Source organism: Sphingomonas sp. ABOLE (genome assembly GCF_003950455.1).
Taxonomy (GTDB): domain Bacteria; phylum Pseudomonadota; class Alphaproteobacteria; order Sphingomonadales; family Sphingomonadaceae; genus Sphingomonas; species Sphingomonas trueperi.
This window is the reverse complement of sequence record NZ_QQWY01000003.1, coordinates 82,153-105,881: the sequence shown is the minus strand read 5'-3', so window position 1 is coordinate 105,881 and position 23,729 is coordinate 82,153. Positions and strand designations below refer to the sequence as shown.

31 protein-coding genes are annotated in these 23,729 nt (G+C 66.6%); 17 read left to right on the top strand and 14 right to left on the bottom strand.

Translation table 11 applies throughout. The features are described 5' to 3' along the window. Positions 1–52 precede the first annotated feature (52 nt). The 12 genes from CA234_RS03035 to CA234_RS24220 form a co-directional block, all read right to left on the bottom strand. The gene (locus CA234_RS03035) at positions 53–2,233 is read right to left on the bottom strand and encodes a terminase gpA endonuclease subunit (RefSeq protein ID WP_241213224.1); all 2,181 of its coding nucleotides are present in this window, start codon (positions 2,231–2,233) and stop codon (positions 53–55) included. Further along, positions 2,217–2,789 carry a hypothetical protein gene (locus tag CA234_RS24720; protein WP_241213220.1) on the bottom strand — a complete coding sequence of 191 codons (573 nt, stop codon included), beginning with the start codon at positions 2,787–2,789 and terminating at the stop codon, positions 2,217–2,219. Before CA234_RS24720 ends, CA234_RS03035 begins: the two co-directional genes overlap by 17 nt. A gap of 139 nt (positions 2,790–2,928) precedes the next feature. After that, a complete protein-coding gene (locus tag CA234_RS03030) occupies positions 2,929–3,672 on the bottom strand; it encodes a hypothetical protein (RefSeq protein WP_126000828.1) in 744 nt (247 codons plus the stop codon). Between the two features lie 331 nt (positions 3,673–4,003). Continuing rightward, the gene (locus CA234_RS03025; RefSeq protein ID WP_164521692.1) at positions 4,004–5,587 is read right to left on the bottom strand and encodes a phage/plasmid primase, P4 family; all 1,584 of its coding nucleotides are present in this window, start codon (positions 5,585–5,587) and stop codon (positions 4,004–4,006) included. A gap of 17 nt (positions 5,588–5,604) precedes the next feature. Continuing rightward, on the bottom strand, positions 5,605–6,021 hold the full coding sequence (locus tag CA234_RS03020) for a GapR family DNA-binding domain-containing protein (protein ID WP_164521691.1): 417 nt from the start codon (positions 6,019–6,021) through the stop codon (positions 5,605–5,607). After that, positions 6,018–6,221, bottom strand: a complete 204-nt coding sequence (locus tag CA234_RS24225; RefSeq protein WP_164521690.1) for a hypothetical protein — start codon at positions 6,219–6,221, stop codon at positions 6,018–6,020. The genes CA234_RS03020 and CA234_RS24225 overlap by 4 nt, the downstream gene beginning before the upstream one ends. Then, the gene (locus CA234_RS03015; protein WP_241213219.1) at positions 6,211–7,566 is read right to left on the bottom strand and encodes a CHC2 zinc finger domain-containing protein; all 1,356 of its coding nucleotides are present in this window, start codon (positions 7,564–7,566) and stop codon (positions 6,211–6,213) included. The genes CA234_RS24225 and CA234_RS03015 overlap by 11 nt, the downstream gene beginning before the upstream one ends. Positions 7,567–7,606: 40 nt before the next feature. Then, positions 7,607–8,779, bottom strand: a complete 1,173-nt coding sequence (gene dnaN, locus CA234_RS03010) for a DNA polymerase III subunit beta (RefSeq protein WP_126000825.1) — start codon at positions 8,777–8,779, stop codon at positions 7,607–7,609. Beyond that, positions 8,776–9,750 (bottom strand): hypothetical protein, encoded by a 975-nt coding sequence (locus CA234_RS03005; RefSeq protein WP_126000824.1) that lies wholly within the window; start codon positions 9,748–9,750, stop codon positions 8,776–8,778. The genes dnaN and CA234_RS03005 overlap by 4 nt, the downstream gene beginning before the upstream one ends. Then, positions 9,747–10,097, bottom strand: coding sequence for a hypothetical protein (locus tag CA234_RS03000; protein ID WP_126000823.1), 351 nt, complete (start codon positions 10,095–10,097; stop codon positions 9,747–9,749). Before CA234_RS03000 ends, CA234_RS03005 begins: the two co-directional genes overlap by 4 nt. 58 nt (positions 10,098–10,155) lie before the next feature. After that, complete coding sequence (locus CA234_RS02995) at positions 10,156–10,554, bottom strand: hypothetical protein (RefSeq protein WP_126000822.1); 399 nt, start codon at positions 10,552–10,554, stop codon at positions 10,156–10,158. After that, a complete protein-coding gene (locus CA234_RS24220; RefSeq protein WP_164521689.1) occupies positions 10,551–11,045 on the bottom strand; it encodes a phage regulatory CII family protein in 495 nt (164 codons plus the stop codon). Before CA234_RS24220 ends, CA234_RS02995 begins: the two co-directional genes overlap by 4 nt. Positions 11,046–11,313: 268 nt before the next feature. Here CA234_RS24220 and CA234_RS02985 point away from each other — a divergent pair, with 268 nt between their 5' ends. Beyond that, entirely contained in the window at positions 11,314–12,156 is an 843-nt protein-coding gene (locus tag CA234_RS02985; protein ID WP_126000821.1) for a S24 family peptidase, read from the top strand. Between the two features lie 314 nt (positions 12,157–12,470). Here CA234_RS02985 and CA234_RS24215 read toward each other — a convergent pair whose 3' ends face one another. After that, positions 12,471–12,635, bottom strand: coding sequence for a hypothetical protein (locus CA234_RS24215; RefSeq protein ID WP_164521688.1), 165 nt, complete (start codon positions 12,633–12,635; stop codon positions 12,471–12,473). 180 nt (positions 12,636–12,815) lie between these two features. Here CA234_RS24215 and CA234_RS25135 point away from each other — a divergent pair, with 180 nt between their 5' ends. The 16 genes from CA234_RS25135 (at position 12,816) to CA234_RS02910 (ending at position 22,358) form a co-directional block, all read left to right on the top strand. Continuing rightward, the gene (locus CA234_RS25135; protein ID WP_277600205.1) at positions 12,816–12,950 is read left to right on the top strand and encodes a hypothetical protein; all 135 of its coding nucleotides are present in this window, start codon (positions 12,816–12,818) and stop codon (positions 12,948–12,950) included. Then, on the top strand, positions 12,950–13,084 hold the full coding sequence (locus CA234_RS25130; RefSeq protein WP_277600204.1) for a hypothetical protein: 135 nt from the start codon (positions 12,950–12,952) through the stop codon (positions 13,082–13,084). The genes CA234_RS25135 and CA234_RS25130 overlap by 1 nt, the downstream gene beginning before the upstream one ends. Continuing rightward, the gene (locus CA234_RS02980) at positions 13,081–13,374 is read left to right on the top strand and encodes a hypothetical protein (protein ID WP_126000820.1); all 294 of its coding nucleotides are present in this window, start codon (positions 13,081–13,083) and stop codon (positions 13,372–13,374) included. Before CA234_RS25130 ends, CA234_RS02980 begins: the two co-directional genes overlap by 4 nt. After that, entirely contained in the window at positions 13,371–13,673 is a 303-nt protein-coding gene (locus CA234_RS02975) for a hypothetical protein (RefSeq protein ID WP_126000819.1), read from the top strand. The genes CA234_RS02980 and CA234_RS02975 overlap by 4 nt, the downstream gene beginning before the upstream one ends. Continuing rightward, positions 13,670–13,855, top strand: a complete 186-nt coding sequence (locus CA234_RS02970) for a hypothetical protein (protein WP_126000818.1) — start codon at positions 13,670–13,672, stop codon at positions 13,853–13,855. The genes CA234_RS02975 and CA234_RS02970 overlap by 4 nt, the downstream gene beginning before the upstream one ends. 1 nt (position 13,856) lies before the next feature. Continuing rightward, a complete protein-coding gene (locus tag CA234_RS02965; protein ID WP_126000817.1) occupies positions 13,857–14,258 on the top strand; it encodes a helix-turn-helix domain-containing protein in 402 nt (133 codons plus the stop codon). A gap of 49 nt (positions 14,259–14,307) precedes the next feature. Beyond that, positions 14,308–15,675, top strand: a complete 1,368-nt coding sequence (locus CA234_RS02960) for a PRTRC system ParB family protein (RefSeq protein WP_126000816.1) — start codon at positions 14,308–14,310, stop codon at positions 15,673–15,675. 4 nt (positions 15,676–15,679) lie between these two features. Next, the gene (locus tag CA234_RS02955) at positions 15,680–16,087 is read left to right on the top strand and encodes a PRTRC system protein E (RefSeq protein ID WP_126000815.1); all 408 of its coding nucleotides are present in this window, start codon (positions 15,680–15,682) and stop codon (positions 16,085–16,087) included. Positions 16,088–16,101: 14 nt separating this feature from the next. Further along, complete coding sequence (locus CA234_RS02950; RefSeq protein WP_010545922.1) at positions 16,102–16,311, top strand: PRTRC system protein C; 210 nt, start codon at positions 16,102–16,104, stop codon at positions 16,309–16,311. Between the two features lie 138 nt (positions 16,312–16,449). Further along, a complete protein-coding gene (locus tag CA234_RS02940) occupies positions 16,450–17,478 on the top strand; it encodes a hypothetical protein (protein ID WP_241213218.1) in 1,029 nt (342 codons plus the stop codon). Next, positions 17,475–18,284 (top strand): PRTRC system protein B, encoded by an 810-nt coding sequence (locus tag CA234_RS02935; protein WP_346962881.1) that lies wholly within the window; start codon positions 17,475–17,477, stop codon positions 18,282–18,284. Before CA234_RS02940 ends, CA234_RS02935 begins: the two co-directional genes overlap by 4 nt. Before the next feature lie 143 nt (positions 18,285–18,427). Continuing rightward, positions 18,428–18,940, top strand: coding sequence for a PRTRC system protein A (locus tag CA234_RS02930; protein ID WP_346962880.1), 513 nt, complete (start codon positions 18,428–18,430; stop codon positions 18,938–18,940). Further along, the gene (locus CA234_RS02925; RefSeq protein WP_126000812.1) at positions 18,930–19,724 is read left to right on the top strand and encodes a PRTRC system ThiF family protein; all 795 of its coding nucleotides are present in this window, start codon (positions 18,930–18,932) and stop codon (positions 19,722–19,724) included. Before CA234_RS02930 ends, CA234_RS02925 begins: the two co-directional genes overlap by 11 nt. Continuing rightward, positions 19,721–20,164 carry a hypothetical protein gene (locus tag CA234_RS02920; protein WP_126000811.1) on the top strand — a complete coding sequence of 148 codons (444 nt, stop codon included), beginning with the start codon at positions 19,721–19,723 and terminating at the stop codon, positions 20,162–20,164. The genes CA234_RS02925 and CA234_RS02920 overlap by 4 nt, the downstream gene beginning before the upstream one ends. Positions 20,165–20,218: 54 nt before the next feature. Next, on the top strand, positions 20,219–21,889 hold the full coding sequence (locus CA234_RS02915; RefSeq protein ID WP_241213217.1) for a recombinase family protein: 1,671 nt from the start codon (positions 20,219–20,221) through the stop codon (positions 21,887–21,889). A 229-nt stretch (positions 21,890–22,118) separates the two neighbouring features. Next, positions 22,119–22,358 (top strand): Arm DNA-binding domain-containing protein, encoded by a 240-nt coding sequence (locus tag CA234_RS02910; protein ID WP_209092119.1) that lies wholly within the window; start codon positions 22,119–22,121, stop codon positions 22,356–22,358. A 371-nt stretch (positions 22,359–22,729) separates the two neighbouring features. On the opposite strand, the gene CA234_RS02905 is transcribed toward CA234_RS02910, so the two are convergent. Continuing rightward, a complete protein-coding gene (locus CA234_RS02905; protein WP_126000810.1) occupies positions 22,730–23,713 on the bottom strand; it encodes a DUF6607 family protein in 984 nt (327 codons plus the stop codon). Positions 23,714–23,729: the final 16 nt, after the last annotated feature.

The following is a 23,729-nucleotide window of genomic DNA, read 5'->3' as shown; positions in this document are numbered from 1 at the left end:
CGGACAAGTCCAGATCACCGGTTGTGGAAAACGGGGAATGACGACGGCTAGTCTATCGCGCACGCGTGACCCGAATTTTGGGTCGTGGTCTCCTTGGCGGTGACATGGGTGCTGGCGGTGTTGCGGGCAGCGTTCGCCTTGGCACTTCCATCGCAGAAGTAGCAGTTTCAGGTGCAAGCGCCGCAATCGCCTGTTCCTCAACCACCGCCGCCTCTGGCCTTGGCAACGGCCGAAGCCGTGGCGGCCGCGCCCAGGACGGAACCCACGACAGCGAATGATCATGCCCGCCGAACCGGATCAACGCGCTGCGCGCCATGACGTACAGGTCGAGCGTCTCGTTCTTGGTGTCCTTCGGCCGCGTCCAAGCGCCGTCGATCTTCTCCTCGGCGGTGAACTCCGCGATGTAAGGTGCCGCCCGTAGTTGCTGGTCTTCATCGAGGTCGCCGGGAAACACGATCGATCCCGATCCGCCATCGCCCCGGCGGAGGCCGACATCGGCCATATCCTTGATGCGGTTGGCATTGGGCACCCATAGCTCGCACGGCGGCGCGCCGGGCAGCTGCCGTTTCGCGTCGATCGTCGGCGGTGGCAACAACTTGCCGTCCGCCTTGTTGCCCCCCTTGTACAGCATCAGTGCAGATGGCGGCACCGGCACACGACCGGAACCGATGTCGCCGGCAACCATCGAATGCCACCAGGCGAATGCATTATCGGTGGCCGAATCCATGCCGCCGGTATCGAGCACAGTGCACAGCGGCTTCACGAACAGGTTCGGCGCACCCGCCACCGGGTAGCGCTTTGCCAGAACACGCGGGTGCAGTACGGCGAAATGCTCCGGCCTGGTGAAAGGCTTCAGCGGCTCGTCCCCGCAATTCACTATGGGGAAGCGGTCGACCAACCAGGCGCGATAGCCGGGCGCGAATGCCCAGGCACTCACCTCGAAACGGTTGACGGCCTGGTCGATCGACATCACCAGGCAGACCGCCTCGCGCGGGACGAAGCCGAACCGGTGCGGGCTCAGCCGAGCGCGCCGCAGCAGCTCGTCCTCCGCGATCGGCGGCTCACCGTTGCCCTTGGGTGTGTAGTTCTTGCCGGCGGTGGTCTGGAAGAAGGTGACGAGCTCGGTCTCGTCCTGCTCGTTCTCGAGCTTCAGCTCTGCGGCCCGCCATAACTCGGCGATCTCCGACCAGCGCCGAAAGCCCATCAACCCGTCCCAGCGCTGCGACAGGCGGCTGTTCCGCTGGAGCTCACCTTCCTTGCCCTCGGAATGGATCTTCCGGCTGACCGCTGTCTCGCCCTTGCCCACCCAGCGCCCCGTATCCATCAGCGCCCGCTTGTGGGCTTGGGTGTGATACCCGCCGCACTCGGGATCCGGACACATCACGACTGCCGAATCGGCCGCTTCGGCCGCCGTTCCGGTTCGATCGAACTTCAGCACATGCTCGGTATCGAGGATGAACGGCTGATCGCAGGTAAGGCAGTCGACATACCAGCGCTCATCGGTGCCGGCGGAGACTAGGGCCTCGATACCGCGCTTCGCCCCCAGCTTCGGGGTGGAATTCGCGTAGACCTTGCTCCCGCTATAGGCGGAAAAGCTGCCGCCGCGGCCGAGCATCAGCGATAGCGGGCTGCCTTGGCCGCCCTTACCACCGGCCGCGACGCCAACGTCCTGCGGAATGTCGTCATAGTCGTCGAGGCGCCCGCGCGAGACCGGCTTGGCGCGGAACGTCGGCCCGCCGGGCCACTGGAAGAAGAAGCTGCAGCCCTTGAACTGCTTTAGGTTGATCGTATCCGCCGATGCGCCGGGAAGCAGCCGCTTTTCGAGATCCGGGCAGACCTCGACCATCTTGTCCCACTGCGTTTTGACGTACTGATTGATCGACGTCTTGTCGGGCATCACGAACATCATGTCGACCTGGTCGTACAGCACGGTGTGCAGCTGCCAGTTGTTGCCGACTTCGGACTTGCCCGTCTGCGCTGGCCCCATAACCACCACTTCGCGGTAGGGGGAATCGACATGCAGCGCGTCCTGCGCCCGTTCCGCGAAGCGCGTATCGTGCGGGCTCTCGCGCCACGGGCCCGAATAGGCGCCGGGGTTGGAGAGGTGCCGATGGTCGTTGGCGCACTCGGTGACCGAAACTCTCTTCGGATAGCGCAGCTCAGCCAGGCATTCGGCCACCACCAAGTCGGCGTCCGCGAATTTCGGCGGCCCCTGATCAGTCTTCAAAAGCATGCGGCTTCTCGATGGTTGCGACGAACTGGGCGACGGCTCGCTCGATGATCCCGTCGAGATCGCGGGCCTGGTCAGCAGAGAGGCCCAACTTGATCGCCGCCTCGGGCGCGACACGCTGCAACTGTTTCCGCAGTTCCACGGTCGCGTTGGTCAGCACCCGCTGCAGGGGCGCCTTCTCGACCAGCTGTCCCATCAGCTTGCGATACTTGATCGCCTCTTGAGCGGCGGCATATTCCTCGCGCCGTTGCTTCCCGGAAAGCGCCAGGGCCTCGGGTTCGTCCGCGGCGTCGCCGATCGTATCGAGGCGCAGCTGCTGCATGCGCTGGGCGCGCTCAGCATTGCCCTGATCCTCGGCGTCCCGGCGCGCCTGCCACCACCGCACTCCGCCTTCGGCATCGATCTTGTAATTCCGGCCCCGATCGCCGCGTTCGATCAGCCACGCCGGCAAGTCGCCGCCATCCCGGCCCAGGTCGCGCAGGTGCGTTCGCATCGTGACGGAACTGACGCCGCAAAGCTCGGCGAACTCGTCCAATGAGACGATCAGGGCGTCGCTCACCGCTTCACTCCGAACAAAAAAGCAAAGGAAAACCGTAAGATATCCGCCGATCCGGAAAATTCCCACGCATTGCGCCTTGCGGCCCGCATATCCCCGGGGGCGGCCCGGGAGGACCCGGCAGGGGGGTGCCCCCCCGGGGTCATCGACCGCCCTCCCCGACCCAGGGCCGCGGCGGTGCCGACGGGCCGGTCACCGCGAAGCCGAGCGCATGCATCGACAGCTCCCATGCCAGCACGCCCAGAGCATCGAGCCAGCGCGCGTAGATCGCACGCTGCGCCTGCAGCTCGGGTTGCGTGATGGTGGGGACGACGCGGCACATGCGATATCCCCGCGCGCCGCGCCCTTCGTTGGTCCATTCCCATGCCGCTTCCTCACCGGGCTTGTCCCAAAGGACGGGGCGGTACCAGCGCGTCGGCTGGCGCCAGCCCTCGGGACGCCCAGCGAGCAAGGCGTAGTGCCGGATCAGCGCGCCGTCCTGCATGCCGGCGACCAGCTGCTCGAGCAGCTCGGCAGCCGGATGGACGTGGTCCTTGACCTGCGCGCCGCCCCAATCGACCCGGCATCCCATGTGCTGGATGTCGGCAATCGCTGCGCAGCCGTCCGCCGATCGGCCGCGCGGCTCGAGGCCGGAGACCGCCGCCTCGATATCGTGCAGCCCGCGGGCCGCCACCCGATGAGCCCGCTGATCCCGGAACGCCCACACCGCCAGCTGCTCGACGTCAATCGAGCCGCGTGCCTCCCAGGGCCGTGCAGCTGGTGCATGCGACAGCGGCGCCACCTGGATCTCGACCAGCGCCGGCTCGACCCGCGACACCATCGGCCGCCGCACGCCGCGCGCCGGCCTTGCCGGCAGCTGGGTCACCTCTGGTGTTTTCTTATCCATATCTTGTGCTCAATTCTCATTCAAAAGGGTACGGACAGTTAGGGTCAGGTTCTCCCGCACAGGTAGGCGCAGGCATGCCTAGCCCTCGAACCCGCCGGAAACTGTCCGAACTATCCGTAACCGTCCGTAAGCCGTGCTTTTCCAATGGCTTGCAGGTACGGACAGTTGCCAACGACCGTCCGTAATCGGCCGCCAGCCCCTCCGTAGAGCGCCGGAAAATTCGCTTCCCCGACCACCCGCCCCAGCCCTGCAGCCGCCGCGCGGGCCCATTCCGGACAGTTGAGAGCCCAACTGTCCGTACCCTCCAGACACAACATCTTGTGGTCGACGATCATGGCAGATCATCCCCATCCTCGACCGCCCACGCCCCGGATATGGGCGGCACGGCAGCTGCAGCGGGAGGCGGCGCAGATGCTTCGGAGGTAGCGCCCAGGCCGCCGCCAATGCCGTCGGGCATCAGCTTGATACCCAAGCGGACGATGTTGCCGGCGCCGTCCTTCTTCCCGTAAATCTGCTCGGCCGAGAGCTTGTTGCCGAAAGCGGTCTGGCTGGGCGGTTTCTCGATGCCCAGCTGCTCGCAATAGGCCTTGAAGTCGGCGTAGAGCACGCTCGCCTTCGTCACCGCATCCTTGTCGCGCCGATCGGCCCGATCGATCAGCCACGCGCCGATTGCGCTTGCGGACTGGCGATAGTTGGTCAGCGCCAGGTCGGCCGCGGCCGCCATCGGCAGGCGTCGCGTCTGCAGCCATTTGCACGCCCCGGCGATCATCCAGTTGAGGATGCCGCTGCTCTCCGCCGCGAGCTCGGCGAGCAGCTCCTCCATCGGCCGCGCCTTCGCCTGCCCCTTGTCGAACTGGTACGACCATGGCGTCAGGTGGACGCGCCGCCAGAAGCCGTCGTCGTCGTTCGAGACCTTGGGCAGCGGGTTGACCTCGATCACCAGCTTCCAGCGGGCGACGTATTCGATCTCTTCCTTCCGCATGGCGCGGCAAGTGATCGTGCCGCCCGTCACCTGCTTCAGGCGGGAACTGTTCCACGTCGATTGCGCCTTCGGCTCGTCGGCGCTGACGAAGCGGATATCGCCCTGCAGGCGGGCCAGATCGCTGCTATGATCGGATCCGGACTTGGTACCGCCTTCCAGGAAGGTCTCGATGCCGGCGTGCCGGTAATAGTCCCCCATCAGGTTGCCGATCGCCATGTTGGTGACCGACTTGCCGTCGCCGCCACGGCCCTGGTCGATAAACCATTTCTGTTCGGAGATGAGCCCCGTCAGGAAGTAGCCGTACCGCTGCTGCAGAAAATCGCGCTGATCGCCATCCGGCTGGATCAGCTCGACGCGCTCTCGCCACTTGGGATAATCCGCCCTCGGATCATACTCCACATTGGCGATCTGCATGATCATGTCGGCCGGATCGTGCGGCGACGGCTTCACCGTCCAACTGCCATCGGCGCCCTTCACGAACCGCAGGGTCCAATTCTGCGTATTGAACGCCAGCTTGTCGCGGTCGAACTCGTCCAGCTGCGCGGTCAGCAGCGATCGCGCCTGCATCAGCATCGCCGAGGTACGGGAGGCGTCGCCGCTCTTCACCGCCCATTTGCCCAGGGCGATCACCCGTTCCTTGGCGACGTCAGGCGGCACCTCGAACCCGAAGGCGGCCTCGAGCGCGTCGGGGCTCTCGGCGATCTTGCGCAGCGCGATCTGCTCGCGATCGATGTGCCGCGCCACCTCATGAGCATAGCCGGTGGCGATTCGCTCGCCGTCCCGCACCGACCAGCGCTTGCCGTCATAGGCGACCCAGCTGGCAAGATCCGGGACCCAGCGCAGCAACCCCTTGCTAAGTCGAACGAGGCGTTCGGCGTTCCCGATATCGTTGGTCTTCAACCACACCGTGGAGAGCGGATCGTCCACGGGCATGGGGATAAGTTGCCCCGTCATTCGCCCCGCCGCGCCCTTTCCTCGAGCTGGGCGAGCAGCACGCTGTCGCGCAGCCGCTTGTCCGCATTGGTGAGCTTCGCCGGCTCGGCGGGCTGCACCATCTTCACCTCGAACGTGCCGTCGGCATTCCGCTTCGTCGAAAGCGCCCCGCCCACATTCGCACCGGTACCGGTGATCGCCTCATAGGTTTCCAGCAGCCGATCGGCTTCCATCACCTCTTCCGGCGCCTTGCGGGCGCGCATGATCATCACGCGCAGCGTCTTCCCATCGACCTCGGCATCCTTGGCGGCCTTCAGGATGTCCTTCCGGCGCTCGTTCAGATCCAGCTGCTCTTCATCGATGGCGCGAAGCTGCTCGAAGAACGCCTTGATCAGGCGCGCTTCCTGTCCATCGGCGGCGATCGAATCCTTCACAGCAGCGACCCCGTCGAACCGCCGCGTCCGCGCTTTCGCTTGCTCACCGGCTCGATACCGCGGAGCGACCGCGCCTCCGCAACGGGATCGATGTCGATCACGCCGCGCCCTGACTTCGCCGCCGGCACCTTGCCAGTCGGGACGGCCGAGCTCGGCCGATCGAACCGCCCCTCGTTGCGGTTCCAAGGATCATTGCCCATACGCCCCCTCTCTCACTGCGTCGTTGAAATCCTGCCCCATGTGCGGGCGCACTGCGGCGACGCGCCGGCACCCCGCCGCGCGCCAGCTCTGCACGAACAGGCTCGCGCAGATCGCCGCCCGTTCGGCCGTGGTGATTGCGCGACGCACGATTGCGCCGCCCCGATGCTCCACCACCAGCTCCCCCATGTGCCGCCCGCTCTTGCGGTCGATCGGGCCCGGCAGCGGCTTCATGTCCGCATCGATCAGGCCGGTCACCGCACCCACATGGCTGAAGCACACCGCCTTGCGGCCGTGCGGATCCGGCTTGATGTCGAACAGCGGCCACACCCCGCCACGCCAGCGCAGAGGGTCGCCCTGCAGGTTGTCGAGGCTGATTGCGGCCAGACCGAGCGCCTCGGGCCCGGCGCCGGCGATCGCCATGCCGGAAAGCACCGTCTCGATGCCTTCCCCTGCGAACAGCGGCCGCGTGGGATCGATGCCGACCCATTTTTCGGCGGCGGGCGCGCTCCGCGCGCCGAGCAGGATGCACCCACCCCCCGACCGCCCGAGTACCTTCCGCGCCTCGTACGCACTGCCGTCTGGCCGCGCGCGCACCATCTTGCCGTCCAGCATCGGCGCCAGGAAGGTTACGTGCAGTCCCACCGGGACGAACCGAACCAGGCCATCCTCGCCCAGCTGCGGCTCGCGGATCAGCGCGCACATCGCCGGCGCTTTCGGCGTTTCGCCGGAGGGGCCATCCTGCCCCTCCGGCCAACCATATAGCGGCGCCAGTGCATGGAACCGCACGTCGATCAGCCGCTCGGCGAGCAGCACCGCCTCGGGCACGCCCCGGCTGCGCAGATAGGTCCGGACGGGCTCGAGGTGCGAAATGGCACTCCGCCAGATCCAGCGCCCGAGCGTGGCCGAATCGATGAACGGCCGCTCGGCCTTGGCCGCCAGCTTCCGCCTGGTCGGCGCTGCCGGCGTCGCATCGCGCGAAACCCCGCCGGTGCGCTGCAGATCGTCCATCGCATCGCGGAAGGACAGGCCATAGCGGTCCATCACGAAGCGGACGACGTCGCCGTTCCATCCGCACCCGTAGCAGCGGCCATAGCCGCTATCGGTATCGACGACGAAGCTCCGCGAGGTCGAGCCATGCATCGGGCATTGCCCGCGTAGCTTCTTCCCGCGCCCGAACAGCTTGACGCCGGCCTTCTCGACGACGTCGCGCAGCGGCACCTTGTCGCGAACCTGTCCGATGCGGGCGCGCAGGTCCTGGATCATGTCGCATCGGGCACCCAGCGCCCCGTTTGCGGGCAGATCGGGAACCACGCCCACCGCCGCCCCTTGTGCACGAAAGTGCACGGGGTCGACGTCAGGCGCGCATTCTCGAACTGCCAGGACATCAGACGCGTACCGGCATCAGCACGAACAGCGCGTCGGGATCCTTGTCGGCCCGCCAGAGCGTCGAAGCGCCCGCATCCTGGATCTCGGCGGCAACCGTGTCCGACTCGATCGCGCCGAGCACGTCCTGCAGGTAGGCAGCGTTGAAACCGATATCGAGCGGTCCGCCCGTCCAGCTGCAGGGGACTTCCTCGGTCGCCTGCCCGGCCTCGACAGAAGTTGCGGACACCGTGACCAGCTCGCCGGCAAGCTGCAGCTTCACCACGCGGGTCTTGTCGGAAATGATGGTCGCTACGCGGGCAACCGCCTCGCGCAGCGCCGCCTTCTCCACGGTTAGCAGCTTGTCGTTCGAGGTCGGGATCACCCGGGCATAGTCCGGGAAGGTGCCGTCGATCAGCTTGCAGGTGAACCGCGTCTCGCCATGCTCGCCCTTGCCGAAGTCGAACTCGGCGCGAGAAGACGTTACGGCGACGCCGATCGTGCGCGGCGTGTCCTCGGTATCGGGCGGCATATGGTCGATCAGCCCGCGGATCACCTTCAGCGCTGGCCGCGGCAGGATCACTCCGGGCTGGGGCAACCCTTCCGCGCCTTCTGGCAGCGGGATCTGGGCACGCGCGAGGCGATGGCCATCGGTCGCCGCCGCGCGCAGCATCGCTTGCCCGTCGATCTCCACCCGATGGAGGAAGATCCCGCCCAGATAATAGCGGGTGGCGTCCGTGCTGATCGCGAAGTTCAGCCGATCGTACAGCTCTGCAAGGGCGTTGCCGCCGATCTCGAAATCGGCATCCCAGTCCGCGCGGGGGAATGCCGGGAAATCCTCCGCCGGTAGCGTCGATAGCACGAAGCGGGCGCGTCCCGAGGTGAGCTTCAGCTTGCCGTCGGCATGCTCCAGCTTCACCTGGGCATCCTTGGGCAGCTTGGCGGTGATGTCGGCCAGGTACTTGGCCGAAACGGTGGTGCGCAGCGGCGCCCGCGCCAAATCGCCGCGAACGGCGACCAGCTGTCGCTCGATCGCGGTGTCGAGATCGGTGGCGACGAACACCACCCGCCCCTCCGCTTCCTCGCGGATCAGCACGTTGGAAAAGATCGGCGCCGAGCCGCCACTACTGGTGGCGACGTCCTTCGCCTCCACCGCGATCGCGCGCAGCTGCTTCGCCTCCAGGGTGATCGTCATGCGTTGTTCTCCATTTGATCGGCGTTGCCGCGCGCGACACGCGGCGTTTCCGCGTGGGCGAGCCCAATCTCGAGCAAGCGGATCAGCGTCTGCCCGGGGCGCTCGTCGGCCACGCGCGCGGCGACCAACACCCTCGCCCAGGTCCTCGGCCAGCGCCGCGCCATCGCCTTGGCGGCATCGTCCACCGTCTCCGCCAGCGCGGTGGTCACCACCTCGGCGGGCGTGGGATCGGAGAGCAGGGCCAACTTGGCGCCAGCAAGGCCAGAGATCATCCGCGAAGCCTTGCGGCGTTGCCCTGCGGCTTCAGCTTCCTGCCGAACTTCCTCAGCAACCGTGCTGATGCCTCGCTCAGCCATCTCGTCGACCGCCCGCGCTGCGATCGCTCGGGCCGCGCTCTCCGACTTCGGCCCCTTCGGAACACAGATATTATTCGCCGGCATTGGCACCTCCGACATGCCGTCGGGATGCTCGGCCATCAGCGCACGGATCTTCGCGATCGTGTCGCCGGTGGCCGTCAGCCGCTTGCGCAGCAGCGCCACGAAGCCGGGGTGTCGCAATGCGACCGCGCCCAGCTTGATCTCGGGCGTGCCGGTCCGCGCGCACCACTGTTCGATATCGCGCAGCAGCTGCTCCGCGGCGCTCGGCGGTCGGACTGCCTCCACCGCTACAGGTTCGGATGCCGGCGCCGAGGGGGCAGTAGCGCCGGCATCCTCCCCTTCTTCGGCATCGCCCGGGGCAGGCTCCGCCGATACGGGCGCCGTGCCGGGGGGAGGCGGCGCCACGTTCTGTTGTTCTAGCATCGATGGGGTCAGTTGCAGCGCGTCCCACTGCACTTTGCCCTGATATCGCAAGCGCTGGACGGCGGCCTTGAATGCGGCTGCCGTCAGGCCGGCGGCCGCCCGCGCAGGCCCGGCCGCCGCATGACCCGCCCGAAGCGCGGCGATGACCGCGCGATCGTCGGCCGCGCTCACTTGCCCGAACTCCGGAACAGGGCCTCGCCTGCGGCGCGGGCCTGGGACGAAAGCGAGCCTTTCGATTTCACCCGCGCCGAGCCGGCGGCCCATTTCCGCGAGGATCGTATCGCCACATAGTCGTGGCCGCGGCCGTCGGCGGCGCGCTTGTCCTGCACCAGGTACAGCATGCCGCGCTCCGCTTCGAAGCGCAGCATCTCGGCGAGCTCCTGGTCGACACCGCCCAGGTGGAAGCCGTGGTGATAGATCAGCCGAGCGTTCGGCTGCGCGCGCGGCAGCCAGTCATACAGCTTCACGGCATCGATCGCGATCGCCGCGCCGATGCCCTCATTCGTTCCCTGGTGCATTTTCCCATCCCCGCCCGCTCGGGCATTTGGTTCCGCTGTTCGGCGCCGCCGCCCCCGCTCAGGCGGGAACGGCGGCACCCTTGGCCGGGAGCATGGAGGCGCGACCCCCCATGATCTCGGCGAGGCGCGCCCGGTCCATTTTCTTTTGACCCGAGGGCGGGCGCGTATTGGTTTCGAAGGGACGCGGCTTCGGCCGATCACCCCAGAGGCCGGTTGCGGCACGGTTCCAATCAGACGGCAGGATTGCGCCTCCGGTCTCTCGCGCGATGGCGGCCGCAAAGCCGCCCGCCGGCACTACTTCGCCGCTCAGCACGCGATCGAACATCGCCACCGATGTCAGCGTGCCGGCGGCCAGGTCTTCGATCGCTTCATCCGGCGCCGGCGCCTCGGCCACAAACCAGGCAAGCCGGTGAGCGCCATCGTTCGGCACCGCAAGCGGCACACGCATCTTCGTCATAGAACCTCCCCGTCAGCGGCGGCGTCGACCAGCGCGCCGAGCGTCACCGCGACCTCGATTAGTTGGTCGATCTCCCCCCGAATCTCGGCGCGCTCCCGCGCGTCCAGTTTGCGGTCGGCGAGGGCACGGCCGATGGAGGAGACGACGTCGCCGGCCTCCTTCACCAGGTCGCCGCTCGCCAGCATCAGATTGCCTTCGGTCGGCAGCGCGCGCGGACGGCCGACCAGCTCGAACCCCTGCCTGCGGGCAAGATGCCGGGTGACGATCGGGTGATCGACGCGGCCGTTGGTGTTGTCCTCGAGCTCCGCCACTTCCTGGACGGTGAGGTGCACGCGCGTGGCAGCATTGCCACAGTCGCTGTACCGGGACTGCGGGCGACGAAAGTGCTCGCCGGCGGCTACCTGCCCACCGAATTCCCGGATCAGTGCGCGCTCGGCACTCTTCAGCTCCTGCTCGGCGACACCCAGGGTCAGGTTGCGCTGCTCACTCATGCCCGCGCCCTCCGGGGAGGGTGAAACGGGCACCCTCCCCTTCGGCCACGGCCGCTTCAGAGCCCGTTAGGCCGGCCGCAGAACGGTTTGCCGATCCGATATGATCGGCGAAACTATCGGGAGACATCGGTTCGTGGCCGCAACTATCGTCACGGCCATGGCTTGCAACATGCTCCGCTTCGATCTCCCCCAGCACCGGCTCGAGAGCCCGAAGCGTCTTCGCGCTCGGGTTCCACTCGGGCGACGTCGCTGAGTAGAGGGAATTGGGATGCAGCTTGGCACGCTTAGCCAGCCCCGCGGGGGTTATCCCAGGCAGGGCGAGCACTTTGCGAACGCGATCGAGGGCAGCTTCAACCATGGGCGGCTAAAAACCACATCAGAATGTGATTTGCAAGCGCGCAATCACATCAGGATGGGATGTGTACGCGGTAAGATCCGCCACATGTCCCGAACCCCTGACGATCGCCGCGATATCTTACGTCGCTTCATGAACGAGCGCGGCTTGAAAACAGCAAGCTGGGCGAAGCAGTCTGCCGTTTCGGCCAACTCGATCTACAATTTCTTGAACGGGCACTCCGATGCCCTGGATCAGCTGACCTACGCCAAGCTGGCGCGAACTGCGCAGGTGCCCGTCTGGAAGCTTAACGGCGACGAGCCCGAGCCCCCTAGCCCCACTTCAATTTGGGTCGTTGGAAGCGTCGAGGCAGGCAAGTTTCGTGAAGCTATAGAATGGGATCGCTCGCTTTGGTACGCCGTTGACGTGCCCATCGAAGAACGTTTCCGACGCAAAGCCAAGGCCTTGGAAGTCCGAGGTCCATCAATGAACATGGAGTATCCTGATCGCTCATTGGTGATCTGGGTGCCGATGCTTGAGGCGCGACCGCCTCGTGACCAGGACCACGTCATCGTCTACCTGCACATGTTCGACGGCACCATTGAAGCAACCGTGAAAGAGTTGCGCGTTACCGACGACGGCAAACGCTGGCTCTGGCCACGCTCCACGCATCCGGAGCACCAGCTTCCGATCAATGTCGAAACCCCTGGTGACCACGTGGAGACGATCGAAATCGTCGGGCTTGTCATCGGCGGCTACAAGCCACGCTACATCTGATCACATGCAAATGTGATAAAGAGGTTGCAAAACACATTGTGATGTGATTTTTGCGTCTCCGGTTCAACCGGAGGCGCATCATGCACCAGCACCACCAGAACAATGGAAGTCAGGCCGATCCGTTGGTTGGCCTGTCGACGCGGTCTCGCGGCTTTTCGCTAGAGGAGGCGCGGGCCGCGCTTGCTTGGACGAGCAGCGACCTCGCGCTTGCGAGGCACCTCGAGACCAATGGCTGCGCGCACCGCAAGGTGAACTGGACATATGGTGTGCGCTGGCTGTTCTACCCGCCGGCTGCGGCGTCAACCGACGCGAGCTCAGTCCGGCTTGACGACGAAATCGGCGGCGAACGCGCTGAGGTTGTTCGCGGTCGAGACGAAGTCGGCTTCGGACCAGATCATGCGGATGGTCGCGCCAGTCTTCTGGTCGAGAAACTCAGCGACGATCGACGGTGCGCCGTCGGCCTCGCCTCGGCCCAACATGATTTTACCCAGCGGATACACAACGATAGTTTCCAAGACAGGCGGCTCCTCGAAGATGACGCCAACCTAGCACGTCGCCGCATCGAGTCTACCGATCCGGAGATGCGCAGCCGCCTCCGCCGCGTTCGGGCAACCATGGTCTCTGGGCCCGACGTGCTCGCATCGCGGTCGCGCTGGCGCATGCTCCACCTTCGCTCTGATCGGGCGGCTTTCGGCAATACCGGCCCCGCCCGTCAGGGGCCGAGCTGGACGCACCTTGCCGCGGCGCTGCTGGGGGCGTTCATCATGCTCGCGTTCGCCGGGGTGCACGCCTGATGCGCCGCGATCCCACCCCGTTCGGCCCCGACGCCGACCTTGGTGCGTGCCGCGCGCTCGGCATCGCCGTTGTGGCGAGCCTGTGCCTGTTCGCTGCGATCGTGCTGCTGATCTCCTGGAGCCCGCTGCAATGACGCGCACCTATACCTGCAGGCGCCGCGGCTGCACCTGCCCGCGCGAGGGTTGGCAGTTCGTCTGCGAAGCGTGCTGGGCCCAGGTGCCCGCGCTGCTGCGCAACCATCTCGCGAAGCTCCGCCGGCTCAAGCTGACGCACCTGGCCAAGCGCACCGAGGCGCATATCCTCAAGTCACTGGGCCGCAAGCCCGCCGAGGAGGCCAACGGCCCCGCTGCCCGCTCAGCGCGGGCCTATGCGCGGATCGCTGCGCAGATGGGCGAGCACGCCGAAGCGGAGGCGGCCGAGTGAAGCCCGATCGCGCCACACGCCTGGAAAGGATCCGCACCGCCGCGCGACTGTCGGTGCCGATGCGCGCGCTGCTGTCCAGCGTGCAGCACGGCCCGCGCACCTGGGCGGATCTGTCGCGCAACATCGGCGCGCGCCAGGGCACTTTCATCGCGCTGCTCCGCAAGGGGCTGATCACCACCCGCGACCTCCGCGACGGCCCTTTCCTCAACTCGCCGCTGCGCACCTTCATCGACGCCACGCCGATCGGCCGGGAGGTCCATCGCGCCGGCCAGCAGCAGCCCTGGAGCAACACACGATGACCGACGTCACCAAGCTGGAGCCGCGCGCGGCACCGGAATCGATCACGCTCGTCATGGGCAGTCACGGCCCGTCGATCTGGTGGCCGAGCGCCGAAATGCCCGAGTCCTGGAAGGACGATCACCACGGCGTTCGCTACGTCCGCGAAGATCTCGTGCCCGCATCCGCCAAGGTGGAGGGCTGACATGGGCGGTAAGCGCACCTTGTCCGACGCGCAGATCGACGAAATGTGCACGCTGCGCGAAGACGGCTGGACGATCAACCAGATCGCCAAGCACTTCACCGATGCCGGCACGCAGATCAGCCCCAGCGCGATCGACTGGCAATGCATGTCGTTCGGCGCCGATGCGCCGCCGCATAAGCGCGGCGTCTGCACTCAGCCGGTGGAGCCGTATAGCCGGCGCGGCCATGTCGTCCGGCCCTACACACCGGAGGAAGACGCCTTGCTGGTGGCAATGCGCAGCGAGGGTGTTCGCGTGTGCGACATCATGCGCCGCACCGGCCGCCCGCCAAATTCGATCCGCGCCCGCCTGCTGACGCTCGCCCGCCGCGAGGCCCGCGCCGAGGACGCGATCGCCGCCGAATGAGATCCCCCAGCGGCCGGGGACTCGGCCGCACAGCACTGAAGGACGGCACATGAAGTCTACCATCGCAACGGCGAAGCTGTCCCAGCTCGCCGAGTCTCCGTTCACATCGGTACCGTTGGCGAACATCCGGGCTGGTGAGAACCCGCGCCGGTACTTCGACCGGGGCAAGCACGACGAGCTCGTCGCATCCCTGCGGCTGCGTGGGATGCTGCAGCCGATCCTGCTGCGCCCAGCCCCCGAACCGAACGGCGGGTATTCGGTCGTCGCCGGCGGACGCCGGTACCGCGCCGCGATCGAGGCGTTTGGGCCCGACGGACAGGTGCCTGCGATCATCCGGGAGATGAGCGACCAGGAGGCGCTCGAAGCGGCGATCGACGAAAACGACGTTCGTGAGGATGCGTCCGAAACCGAGCAGGCCGACGCGGCCGTACGCGTGCTGGCGGCATGTGCGGATGACCGCGCGGAGGCCGCGCGCCGCCTGGGCTGGTCCGCGAGCAAGCTCGATCGACGCCTCGCCCTCGCCAACCTCACCCCCGCCGTGAAGACCGCGCTGGATGAGCGGAAAATCAAGGTCGGGCATGCCGAGCTGCTCGCCGCAGTGCCGGGCGATAAGCAGGACAAGGCGCTCGAGACGATCCTGACCAGCGGCATCGATGTCGCCAAGACGCGCGAGCTGCTGATGCGCGTGACGCACAGCCTCGCCGCAGCTACCTTCGACAAGGCGGAATGCGCCGGCTGCGGGTACAACTCTGCCCGCCAGTGCGCCCTGTTCGACACGCATGTCGAGGATGGCCACTGCACCAATGCGGCATGCTTCGCGCTCAAGGTTGAAGCCGCGCAGTCGGCAGAGCGCGTGAGCGCGCCGAGCAGCGCGCCGGCAGTCAATGGGAAACCGGAGGCGCCCGCTGCCACCGCGAACAAGCCCGTGGCACCTGCCAAGGGCAAAGTCACCGCAACGGTACTCGCCGCAAAGCTGACGGCCACTCGGCAGCGGGAATGGCGGGATGCGGTCGCGGCCGTAATCGTGGAGAGCGCCGACCACCTTCGCGTCGCGGATCTCGCCGGCAGCTTCATCAAAAGCGGTACAGCCGTCGGCTTCGAGAAGGTGACCGCGCTAGCATCCGAGTTCGACGTCGACCTGCGTCAGCACTGGCGTGTCGATCGCGATTTCCTCGAGCTGATGACGAGGGACGAGCTCAAGTTTGTTGCCAAGGAATGCGGACTGATCTCTCACATGGGTGAGAAGCAGTTCGCGGCGGTGGTCAGCCAGCCGTTGAAGACGATGATCGGCACCATGCTGAACGCGCCCGGCTTCGACTGGGCCGGGCGCATCCCAAGCAGCATGTCGCTCGCCGGCAACTATGAGCCGCCGCACGCCGCTGAGGCGCGCCCGACCTCCGCGATCACCAAGGATTGATGCCATGCTGATAACCAGCCTGTTGCCGATGCTCGCCCGCTATTCGCTTGGCCTCGACCTGGTCGCCGGGCCTGACGACACGGTCACCCTGACCATTGTCCCGCGCAAGGGGGAGGGAGCGAAGGCTGCCCTCGATGCCGGCGAGGCGCGACCGATCTCGATCACTGCAACCGCTGCCGAGATCGACGCCGAACTTGCGCGCGGCGAGGAAGGCGCGCTCGGCCAGATCTTCGCCGCGCGCAAGACGCTTGCCGACCAGCTTGCCGAGCACCGCGCTGCTACCGAGACCGCGAAGAGCGCCAGCGCGAAGGCCAAGCCAACAACGAAGCCCGCCGGAGCGAAGCTTGAACCCACAATCGCCGCCGCTGCGGTCGCCACGGCGGCCCCAGGCGAGCCCGTCAGCCTCTTCTGATCGAGGACCTCACCATGCAAGTCACCCAGCTCACCCGCACCTATCGCTATGACGGCATCGACCTGCCGGTGCCGCCGCACCTCGCGAACGACCCTGCAGGCCTCCGCGCCTACCACTCGACGCTCTACCCCGCGATCTTGAACGCCGAGACCGTCGACACCGGGCCCACCAATGGCGTCCTGCTGACCGAGTATCGGCGCGCCGTGGGCACGAAGGGGCGATGAACGGGATAGCTCCGCCGCCCCGCAAGACACTGCTCGAATGGATCGAAACCGATGCTAGCGACCCTGCATATGATGGCCGCCCCAGCTGCAGCCCCAAGCTCACCGCACTTCACCATGCAGTCGTCATCCAGCCGACGCATGGCGAAGCGCGCGAGCCGCTCACTCCCCCGCAAGGTCTCGCCCTCGCCCCGCTCGGTTGACCTCGCCGGGCGGGCGGTGCGCCTGTCTCCCGCCGTGCCGGCAGCCTATGACGCACCTCTCTCGCACCATCACGTTGCCTTGGGACGGTGGGCAGCGGAGCAGGGCGGCGGCGAAGGCCCGATCACATTGGGCGAAGCGCGCAAACTGATCGAGCGCAGCTTCGAGCACCAGGTGCTTGGCATCCTGGGGGGCAACACCCTCGCCGATCTGCGGGTGGTGGTGCTTGCTGGCAATGGCGCCGAGTTGCCGCCGGCGATCGCTATCATCTGCGACAGCGTCGGCCAGATCGATCTCGGCTGGATCGAACAGACGAACGTCCTGCGAAACTCGCTCTTCGCCAGCGTCGCGCCGGTTGGATGGAGGGCCGCCGCATACCGGAGCCTGAGCAAGCTGGCCTTGGTCCTGCCGCTGTTCGATTTCGACGGCATGATGGAAGAACTGAGCGGCTATTATTGGGACGGCGAGACTACCGACGAGGGTGCTCGGCACTCGCTCGTCGAATACTTCGGGCAAGACCCTGAAGAGCTAACTCTACCCTCGCATATCGAGGCCCGGCGGCCCGACTTCATGCTGGCAGAGAACGCTGCCCCGATGAAGGCCTTGCCGGCATCGCTGAGGGCGAAGCTGCGCCGTCTGTCCGCCGCTCATGACGCGCTGAAAGAGCATTGGCGACAGGGCAACGCATGGTTCTTCGAGCGCAGCGAGGTGTCCGACTACCTGCCGGAGTACGAGGACGCCTCGTACCTACCGCCGATGACTACCGTCCCTTTCGACGCATTCGCCCAGGAACTGGACGAGGTCGGGCGGATCGGCATGGAAACGGCGTTCTTCAACATCGCGGGGCTTTGCCCGCTGCCGGAGGCTGATGCGATCGAGCGGTGGTTCGCTACGCTTCGCCTCGGCGCCGAGTTGATCGCGGCCGCTCAGGACCTGATCGACTTCAACCCGGCTGAGGTGCTCCGGTGAGCGCCGCCAAGGAATTGCGCTCGGCCGATAATTCGGTCGAGTTCGAGGCTGCCGGCGACGGCATGACTCTCGCCAACGCCATCCTGCTCTACAGCGGCGGCGGCAGCGCGATCGGCAAGAGCGCGTCGGCATTCGCCAGCATCCACGATGTCGAGCATGGCACGGATGGGCCGATCATCGCCGCCGGCAAGCCACTGACGCGCCAGCACCTGCGCCGTTGGGCCGAGGCCCTGGGCCGCAATGCGAAGCCCGAGATCCTACCGGCGAACGTGATCGCCGCGCATCCGGACGTGCTGGCGTGGTGGGTGCCGGAACAGGTCCGTCCGGCGCACTTCGACCTTTCTCGTCCGCCGACGGGGTTGCAAGCCTTGGCGCAGAAAACGACGATTGCCGTGCCGTATCCCGCGCACCTGTTCGTCGCGACACGGACTGGCCTTGGGGTCTACGCGCTTCCGTCCAACGCCCGGCCGGCGGCCGAAACGCCGGTGCTGCACTCGCCGGTCCTGAACGTCTTCCTCGGCGGCCAGCTCTGTTGGGGCAACATCGCGAAGCCGAGGGCGCTGAGCGTGTCAGCGATGGCGGAATATGAGCGCGCCGTTTTCGATTCCTGGTCGACGCACCCGAACGCCGGCCAGGATCAGACCGTTACCGGTAAGAGCGGCCTCGTCCGGCTGTGGGACGCGCTCGCTGCACGCAAGGCGAAGCGCTTCCCAGTTCGCCGCCTGAAGACCTTCTTCCCGCAACAACGTCGCCCAGCCGAGCACCGGCCAATCACGGTGGCGCAGATAATCGAGTGGGCATGCTGATGAGACTTGCTGAAGATCCTACAGGCGCCGCGGTGCTTGACGCGGTCCCTTGCTACCCGGTGCCGCCAGTCGGCCGATCGCCGGCGATCGACGCGCTGCGCACTGCCCGCGCGAGTCACGGGTTCGCGATCGGTGCCGATGGCATGATGCTGATCCTGCGACGCCCTTGGCTGAAGCTGGACTATCGGGTTACCGAAGGGCCGGAGTGCCATGCGCCGTATGGCGAGGCGGGGCCGGACGCGGTGCTGCTTCGATGCGGCCTGGTCCCCGGCGCGCTGCTGAACCAGATCCTCGATCACTTCCGCCAGGCGCTGCCGAATGAGGATGCCGCCTTCGTTCTCTGGAACGAGCGGACTGGCGAGTTCTCGATCGACTTCCCCGTGATCGAGAGGGCCACACCCTCCCGCCTGGTCTATCGCACCCCCCAGCCCGAGCCCGACTGTCACATCGTTTGCGACCTGCACAGCCACGGGACCGGCGCTGCGTTCTTCAGCGCAACCGACGACGCGGACGATCGGAACAGCACCAAGGTGGCAATCGTGGTTGGCCGCCTCGGCCGGCCAGGAGCACCCTCGTTCGCCGCCCGCCTGTGCGCCGGCGGCATGTTCCTAACCCTGCCCGGCCTTCCTTTCGCGGAGGCGCGCGATGCAGACTGATCGCCACTACCTGTCCGCCAAGCTGCAGGATGCCCGGATCAAGCTGCTGCTGGTCGGCTGCGGCGGGAACGGCGCGCAGATGCTGATGGGTCTTGCCTCTCTCGACACCGCCATGCGTGCGATCTCATCGCGCTCGCTCGATGTGACCGTGGTCGACGACGATACGGTCAGCGAGGCGAACCTTGGGCGCCAGCCGTTCTACCGCTGCGACCTCGGCGCATCGAAGGCGCGGACGCTGGTCGAGCGGATCAACCTTGCGCACGGTCTGGACTGGACTGCGGTACACGGCCGCGCGCCTGGGGCGGTCGACGTCCAATCGTTCGACTTGCTGATCACCTGCGTCGACACCGCCGCGGCAAGACGCGCCATCGGAACGGCAATCTTCGCCGAGCCTGACTTCTACAATCGCCAGCCGCCGCGCTACTGGATGGACCTCGGCAACCGCGCGACAGACGGACAGTTCCTGATCGGCTGCCCGAAGCGAAGCGGCAAGGATGAACCCAGGCGCCTGCCGACGGTGCTCGAGCATTTCCCCGAATTGGCTGACGATTCAATCGCCGAAGACGATGCCCCCTCCTGCTCGGTCGCCGAGGCGCTGGAGAAGCAATCTCTTTTCGTGAACCGGGTGGTTGCAAGCCATGCCTTGGCGCTGTTGTTCGAGCTGCTCGGCCGAGGCTCGATCGGTAATGCCGGCGGCTTCATCAACCTGTCGTCCGGTCAGGTAGCACCCATCCCCATGCCCGCAGCGTACAAGGATGCGCTTGAGGGAAAACCTAGCAAGTGACCTGCAGCGCCCCCCATGCGTCGATCCCGATGCATCGGGCGGGCGCGCCCTTTTCCTGCGCCGCGCTCCCGCTGCTGGCCGCTGTGGCCGCCCAGGAGCTCGCGCTTCGCGAGAAGCACTACCCCGCCATGATCCAACGCCGCGAGATCGGGCAAAGCGAGGCAGCCGCAGATCTGCGCGCCTGGCGCTCGATCGCAGCGCTGTTCGCCGCCGGCGCTGGCGACGAAAACTGGCGCGAGATCGAGGAAGCCGCCGATCGCGCGCTTGTCGGCCGCGATCAGGCCTGCCGTGCCAAGCCCGGCAACGCCTATCTCGAATCCCGCCAAGCCGGCGTCCGCTGGATCCTGGAGTGGATCATCTACTTCCGCGCCTTCTACGCCCGTCGCGATCGCGCGCTGCCGCCCCTGCCCTTCACCCCCGTCGTGCCGGTGATCGCATGAACGCGCCCACCCGCTTCCCGCGGACATCGGCGCCCTCGGCCGAGGCGATTGCCTTTGTCGAAGCCCTTGCGCGCGCCGCGGAAGCGCGGGACTATGCCCGCTCACGCGCCGGCGCCAGAAAGGAATCGGATGCGGACCGTAATCTACGCCCGCTACTCCAGTCAGCTTCAGAATAGTCGCTCGATCGAAGGCCAGCTCGCCGACTGCCGGGATCGGTGCGCGCGCGAAGGCTGGACGATCGTCGCCGAGTTCCAGGATGCTGCGATCAGCGGCGCGAAGGGCATCGACGAAGCGGCGCGCCCTGGGCTCAATGCCATGCTCGCGGCCGTCGAAGCCGGCGGCATCGACCAGGTGCTCGCTGACTCGACCAGCCGCATCGCTCGACGGGAGCGAGACTCGGCCGAGATCCACGAGATCCTCGCCCACGCCAACTGTCGCCTGTTCACCTTGGCCGACGGCGTTGTGCAGGGGCTTACCGCATCGATCAAGGCGGCGGTCGACGCGCAGCAGCGTCGCGATCTGGCGCACAACATCCGGCGCGGACAGCGCACCAGCGTGCTGCAGGGCCGGGCACCGGCTGGCATCGCCTACGGCTATCGCCGGGCCAACCGGTTCGACGATCGCGGTGAGCTCGTGCGCGGCATCCGGGAGGTGGACGAGGACAAGGCCGAAATCGTTCGGCGGATCTTCGCCGAGTTTGCCGCCGGCCGAAGCCCTCAGGCGATCGCCGAGGCGTTGAACGCCGAGGGCGTGCCCGGGCCGCGCGGCGCACATTGGAGCATCACCACCATCCGCGGCGATCGCAAGCGCCAGAACGGCATGCTGGTGAACCGGATCTATGTCGGCGAGCTGGTGGTCGGCCGAACCGCTAAGCTGGTCAACCCGCGCACCGGCAGCACGGTGATCCGGCCGATCGCCGAGGATCAGTGGCAGGCACAGCAGAAGCCAGAGCTGCGCATCGTCGACCAGGAAGTGTGGGACGCGGTTCAGGACCGCATCGCGAACGCGGCCTATGCCCCGTACAACAAGCAACAGCGGCCCAAGCACATCCTATCGGGGCTCGGGCAATGCGGCTCCTGCGGCAGCGGCTACATCCGCATCAGCGGCGAGAAATGGGGATGCTCGGCCCGCAAGAACGGCAAGGGCTGCGACAACGGCCGCATCATCGAGACAAAGCGGTACCTCAGCGAGGTGCAGCACGCCCTGAAGAACGATCTGCTGCACCCGGACCTGGTTGCGCACTATGAACGCGTCTGGCGGACGTCGCGGGCGGAGCGGATCTCGAACCAAAAGCGCGACCGCACCCGGGTCGAGCGTCGCCTTGCGGAAAGCTCGAAGAAGCTCGAACGCCTGGCGCACGCGATCGCCAATGGCGCCGGCGAGGTCGCGGAGATCGTGGCCCTGGCCGCGAGCGAGCGGAAGATCCGCGACGAAGCGAAGGCGGAGCTGGCGCAGCTCGAGGCGATGCAGCTGATCCCGCTGCTCCCCGGGCTGGCCGAGCAATATCGCCGGCAGATCGACGCGCTGCACGAGGCGCTCGAGGCGCCGGAAGCCAGCCTCGAAGCGGTCCCGAAGTTCCGCGCGCTGATCCACCGGATCGTGCTGACGCCGAACGCGGACGGCCGCGGCGTGCTCGTCCAGGTGGAGGGGCGGATGGATCAGCTGCTGTCGCTCGCCACCGGCGAACAGCTCGGTCAAGAGGGTTTGCGCCGTCACGTAGGTTGAAAGGTGATTCCCTTCACCCGCTCCAATTCTCGATCTCACGACATCCCACAGAGCTTTGTAAACCACGGAAATCTGCGGTATTTTTCGGGCCGTCCGGTTCGTGGTCGCTTGTCTCATCTCATCAAATCGCAACTGCAGATGGGGCCTTCTCTAAAATCGCGGGCCCCACTTTTTTTGCACGAGGCCCCACAGCGGGGGGACCTCGGGATGAGAGGTCCGAACCATACCGTTGAGTGATCTGTCGATCCGCAAGGCCAAGACCCGCGAAAAGGCCTACAAGCTTTATGACGAGTTGGGCCCCTACCTCATCGTGTCGCCATCCAGCTCCCGCCTCTGGCGGATGAAGTTCAAACACCGTGGCCTGGAGAAGAGGCTCAGCTTCGGCTCCTACCCGGAGGTCAGCCTGCGCGACGCGCGTAAACTGCGCGATGACGCGCGCGAGGTCTTTGCCGAGGGGAAGGATGCGTAGCCCCTAGCATTATAAACGCCGTCCGCTTTCAAGCCCTGCTGCCGTTCGAAGCCCAACCGGCGCGCCACGCTATCCGGTCGGCCGCTGCCGACGGTTCGTGGGCCTTGACGGCCGTCATCAAACGCCATGTCGAACGGCAGCTTCGGCTACGTGATCGCGTAGCAGATGACAGCAAGTGCACCGGGCGCATTCCACCGCTTTCCACATTGATATGGGGTCGAGGCAAAGGTGAACGCACCCTGTCCTCTCTCGCGCGCGCACGCGGTGAGGCGCGCCTTGATTTTCCGCTGCGTCGCCATGTGCGGCACATAGCTACCATGCAATTCGCGCGCGGGCCGGTGGCCTTCGAACTCCCCGGCCCGCGCGCAGGATCAGGCGGCCCTGGTCGCCTGATCCATAAGCGTCTTCGCCAGCACGATCGCGTCGGCTTCCTTCCTCTTGCCGGCCTGCACCTCGTCGGCGATCTCGAGCAGCCGACTGGCGATCACCGTGCCCGCCTGCGCCGCCTCGGTGATCCTGATACCGTTCTTGGCATTGGCGATGCGGTCCCATTCCGCGCGGATCGCCGCCCAATAGCCCTTGGTCGCCGCCCAATAGGCATCGGCCGCCTTCACGTCGTAGCCGTCGAAGCGGGTGTAGCTGTTCAGCACATATTCCTGGACGACCGGCTGCAGCGTGCCGTCGATCAGGCCCATCTTGGTGTTGTCCTGCCAGTGAATCCAGCCGGTCGGGGTCGGCTGGTGCCGGTTGATGCCGAGATAGCGGTCATAGACCGGTCCGCGCACCGCGTCGCGCCGGGCGAGTGGACGCCAGGTCCACCCGGAGCGCCAGCGCCGCACGCCACCCTCGGTGGTCCACTGGCCCCAGCCGCCATAGCGCGGGCTGTCATCGACCTGGTAGACGGTCTGCGACCAGCGGCCGCGCCGCATAACCTCGGGCACCGCTTCCCACTTCCATTCGTTCGGGCCGGCATAGACGAGCACACGCGCGGGCTCATAGTCCCAGTCCTGGCGCCAGTGCTTGATCACCATGGTCTTGCCACCCTGCTCGACCACCAGCAAGTGCTGGAGGACGATCCTCCGGCCGGTGTCTTCAATCACCCGCACCACTTCGTTGCCGCCGGAGATCGATCGGTCGATCGGGGTGTAGTCGGCGCGCCAGGCGGTCGACTCCTGCATGTCGAAGCGCACCTTGAAGGTGCCCGCCATGGCGAGGATGTCGCGCCGGTCGGCCGCGAACGAGGCCTGTTCCTCGGCGGCGCTGCGCGGTTTGACCGGGCCGTCTGCTGCCGCAGGAAGCGCCGGCACCATGGCCGCGAGGCTGAGGGCCAGCAGGCCGGAACGACGAAACTTCATGATGTGCCCTCCGATG

Coding starts and splice junctions, on each gene's coding strand:
- CA234_RS03035 (WP_241213224.1), bottom strand. CDS start 2,233: ATGCTTTTGAAGACTGATCAGGGGCCGCCGAAATTCGCGGACGCCGAC.
- CA234_RS03030 (WP_126000828.1), bottom strand. CDS start 3,672: ATGGATAAGAAAACACCAGAGGTGACCCAGCTGCCGGCAAGGCCGGCG.
- CA234_RS03025 (WP_164521692.1), bottom strand. CDS start 5,587: ATGCCCGTGGACGATCCGCTCTCCACGGTGTGGTTGAAGACCAACGAT.
- CA234_RS24225 (WP_164521690.1), bottom strand. CDS start 6,221: ATGGGCAATGATCCTTGGAACCGCAACGAGGGGCGGTTCGATCGGCCG.
- dnaN (WP_126000825.1), bottom strand. CDS start 8,779: ATGACGATCACCCTGGAGGCGAAGCAGCTGCGCGCGATCGCGGTGGAG.
- CA234_RS03000 (WP_126000823.1), bottom strand. CDS start 10,097: ATGCACCAGGGAACGAATGAGGGCATCGGCGCGGCGATCGCGATCGAT.
- CA234_RS02995 (WP_126000822.1), bottom strand. CDS start 10,554: ATGACGAAGATGCGTGTGCCGCTTGCGGTGCCGAACGATGGCGCTCAC.
- CA234_RS24220 (WP_164521689.1), bottom strand. CDS start 11,045: ATGAGTGAGCAGCGCAACCTGACCCTGGGTGTCGCCGAGCAGGAGCTG.
- CA234_RS02985 (WP_126000821.1), top strand. CDS start 11,314: ATGCAGCTTGGCACGCTTAGCCAGCCCCGCGGGGGTTATCCCAGGCAG.
- CA234_RS24215 (WP_164521688.1), bottom strand. CDS start 12,635: ATGTTGGGCCGAGGCGAGGCCGACGGCGCACCGTCGATCGTCGCTGAG.
- CA234_RS25135 (WP_277600205.1), top strand. CDS start 12,816: ATGCTCCACCTTCGCTCTGATCGGGCGGCTTTCGGCAATACCGGCCCC.
- CA234_RS25130 (WP_277600204.1), top strand. CDS start 12,950: ATGCGCCGCGATCCCACCCCGTTCGGCCCCGACGCCGACCTTGGTGCG.
- CA234_RS02980 (WP_126000820.1), top strand. CDS start 13,081: ATGACGCGCACCTATACCTGCAGGCGCCGCGGCTGCACCTGCCCGCGC.
- CA234_RS02970 (WP_126000818.1), top strand. CDS start 13,670: ATGACCGACGTCACCAAGCTGGAGCCGCGCGCGGCACCGGAATCGATC.
- CA234_RS02965 (WP_126000817.1), top strand. CDS start 13,857: ATGGGCGGTAAGCGCACCTTGTCCGACGCGCAGATCGACGAAATGTGC.
- CA234_RS02960 (WP_126000816.1), top strand. CDS start 14,308: ATGAAGTCTACCATCGCAACGGCGAAGCTGTCCCAGCTCGCCGAGTCT.
- CA234_RS02955 (WP_126000815.1), top strand. CDS start 15,680: ATGCTGATAACCAGCCTGTTGCCGATGCTCGCCCGCTATTCGCTTGGC.
- CA234_RS02950 (WP_010545922.1), top strand. CDS start 16,102: ATGCAAGTCACCCAGCTCACCCGCACCTATCGCTATGACGGCATCGAC.
- CA234_RS02940 (WP_241213218.1), top strand. CDS start 16,450: ATGGCGAAGCGCGCGAGCCGCTCACTCCCCCGCAAGGTCTCGCCCTCG.
- CA234_RS02930 (WP_346962880.1), top strand. CDS start 18,428: ATGATGCTGATCCTGCGACGCCCTTGGCTGAAGCTGGACTATCGGGTT.
- CA234_RS02925 (WP_126000812.1), top strand. CDS start 18,930: ATGCAGACTGATCGCCACTACCTGTCCGCCAAGCTGCAGGATGCCCGG.
- CA234_RS02905 (WP_126000810.1), bottom strand. CDS start 23,713: ATGAAGTTTCGTCGTTCCGGCCTGCTGGCCCTCAGCCTCGCGGCCATG.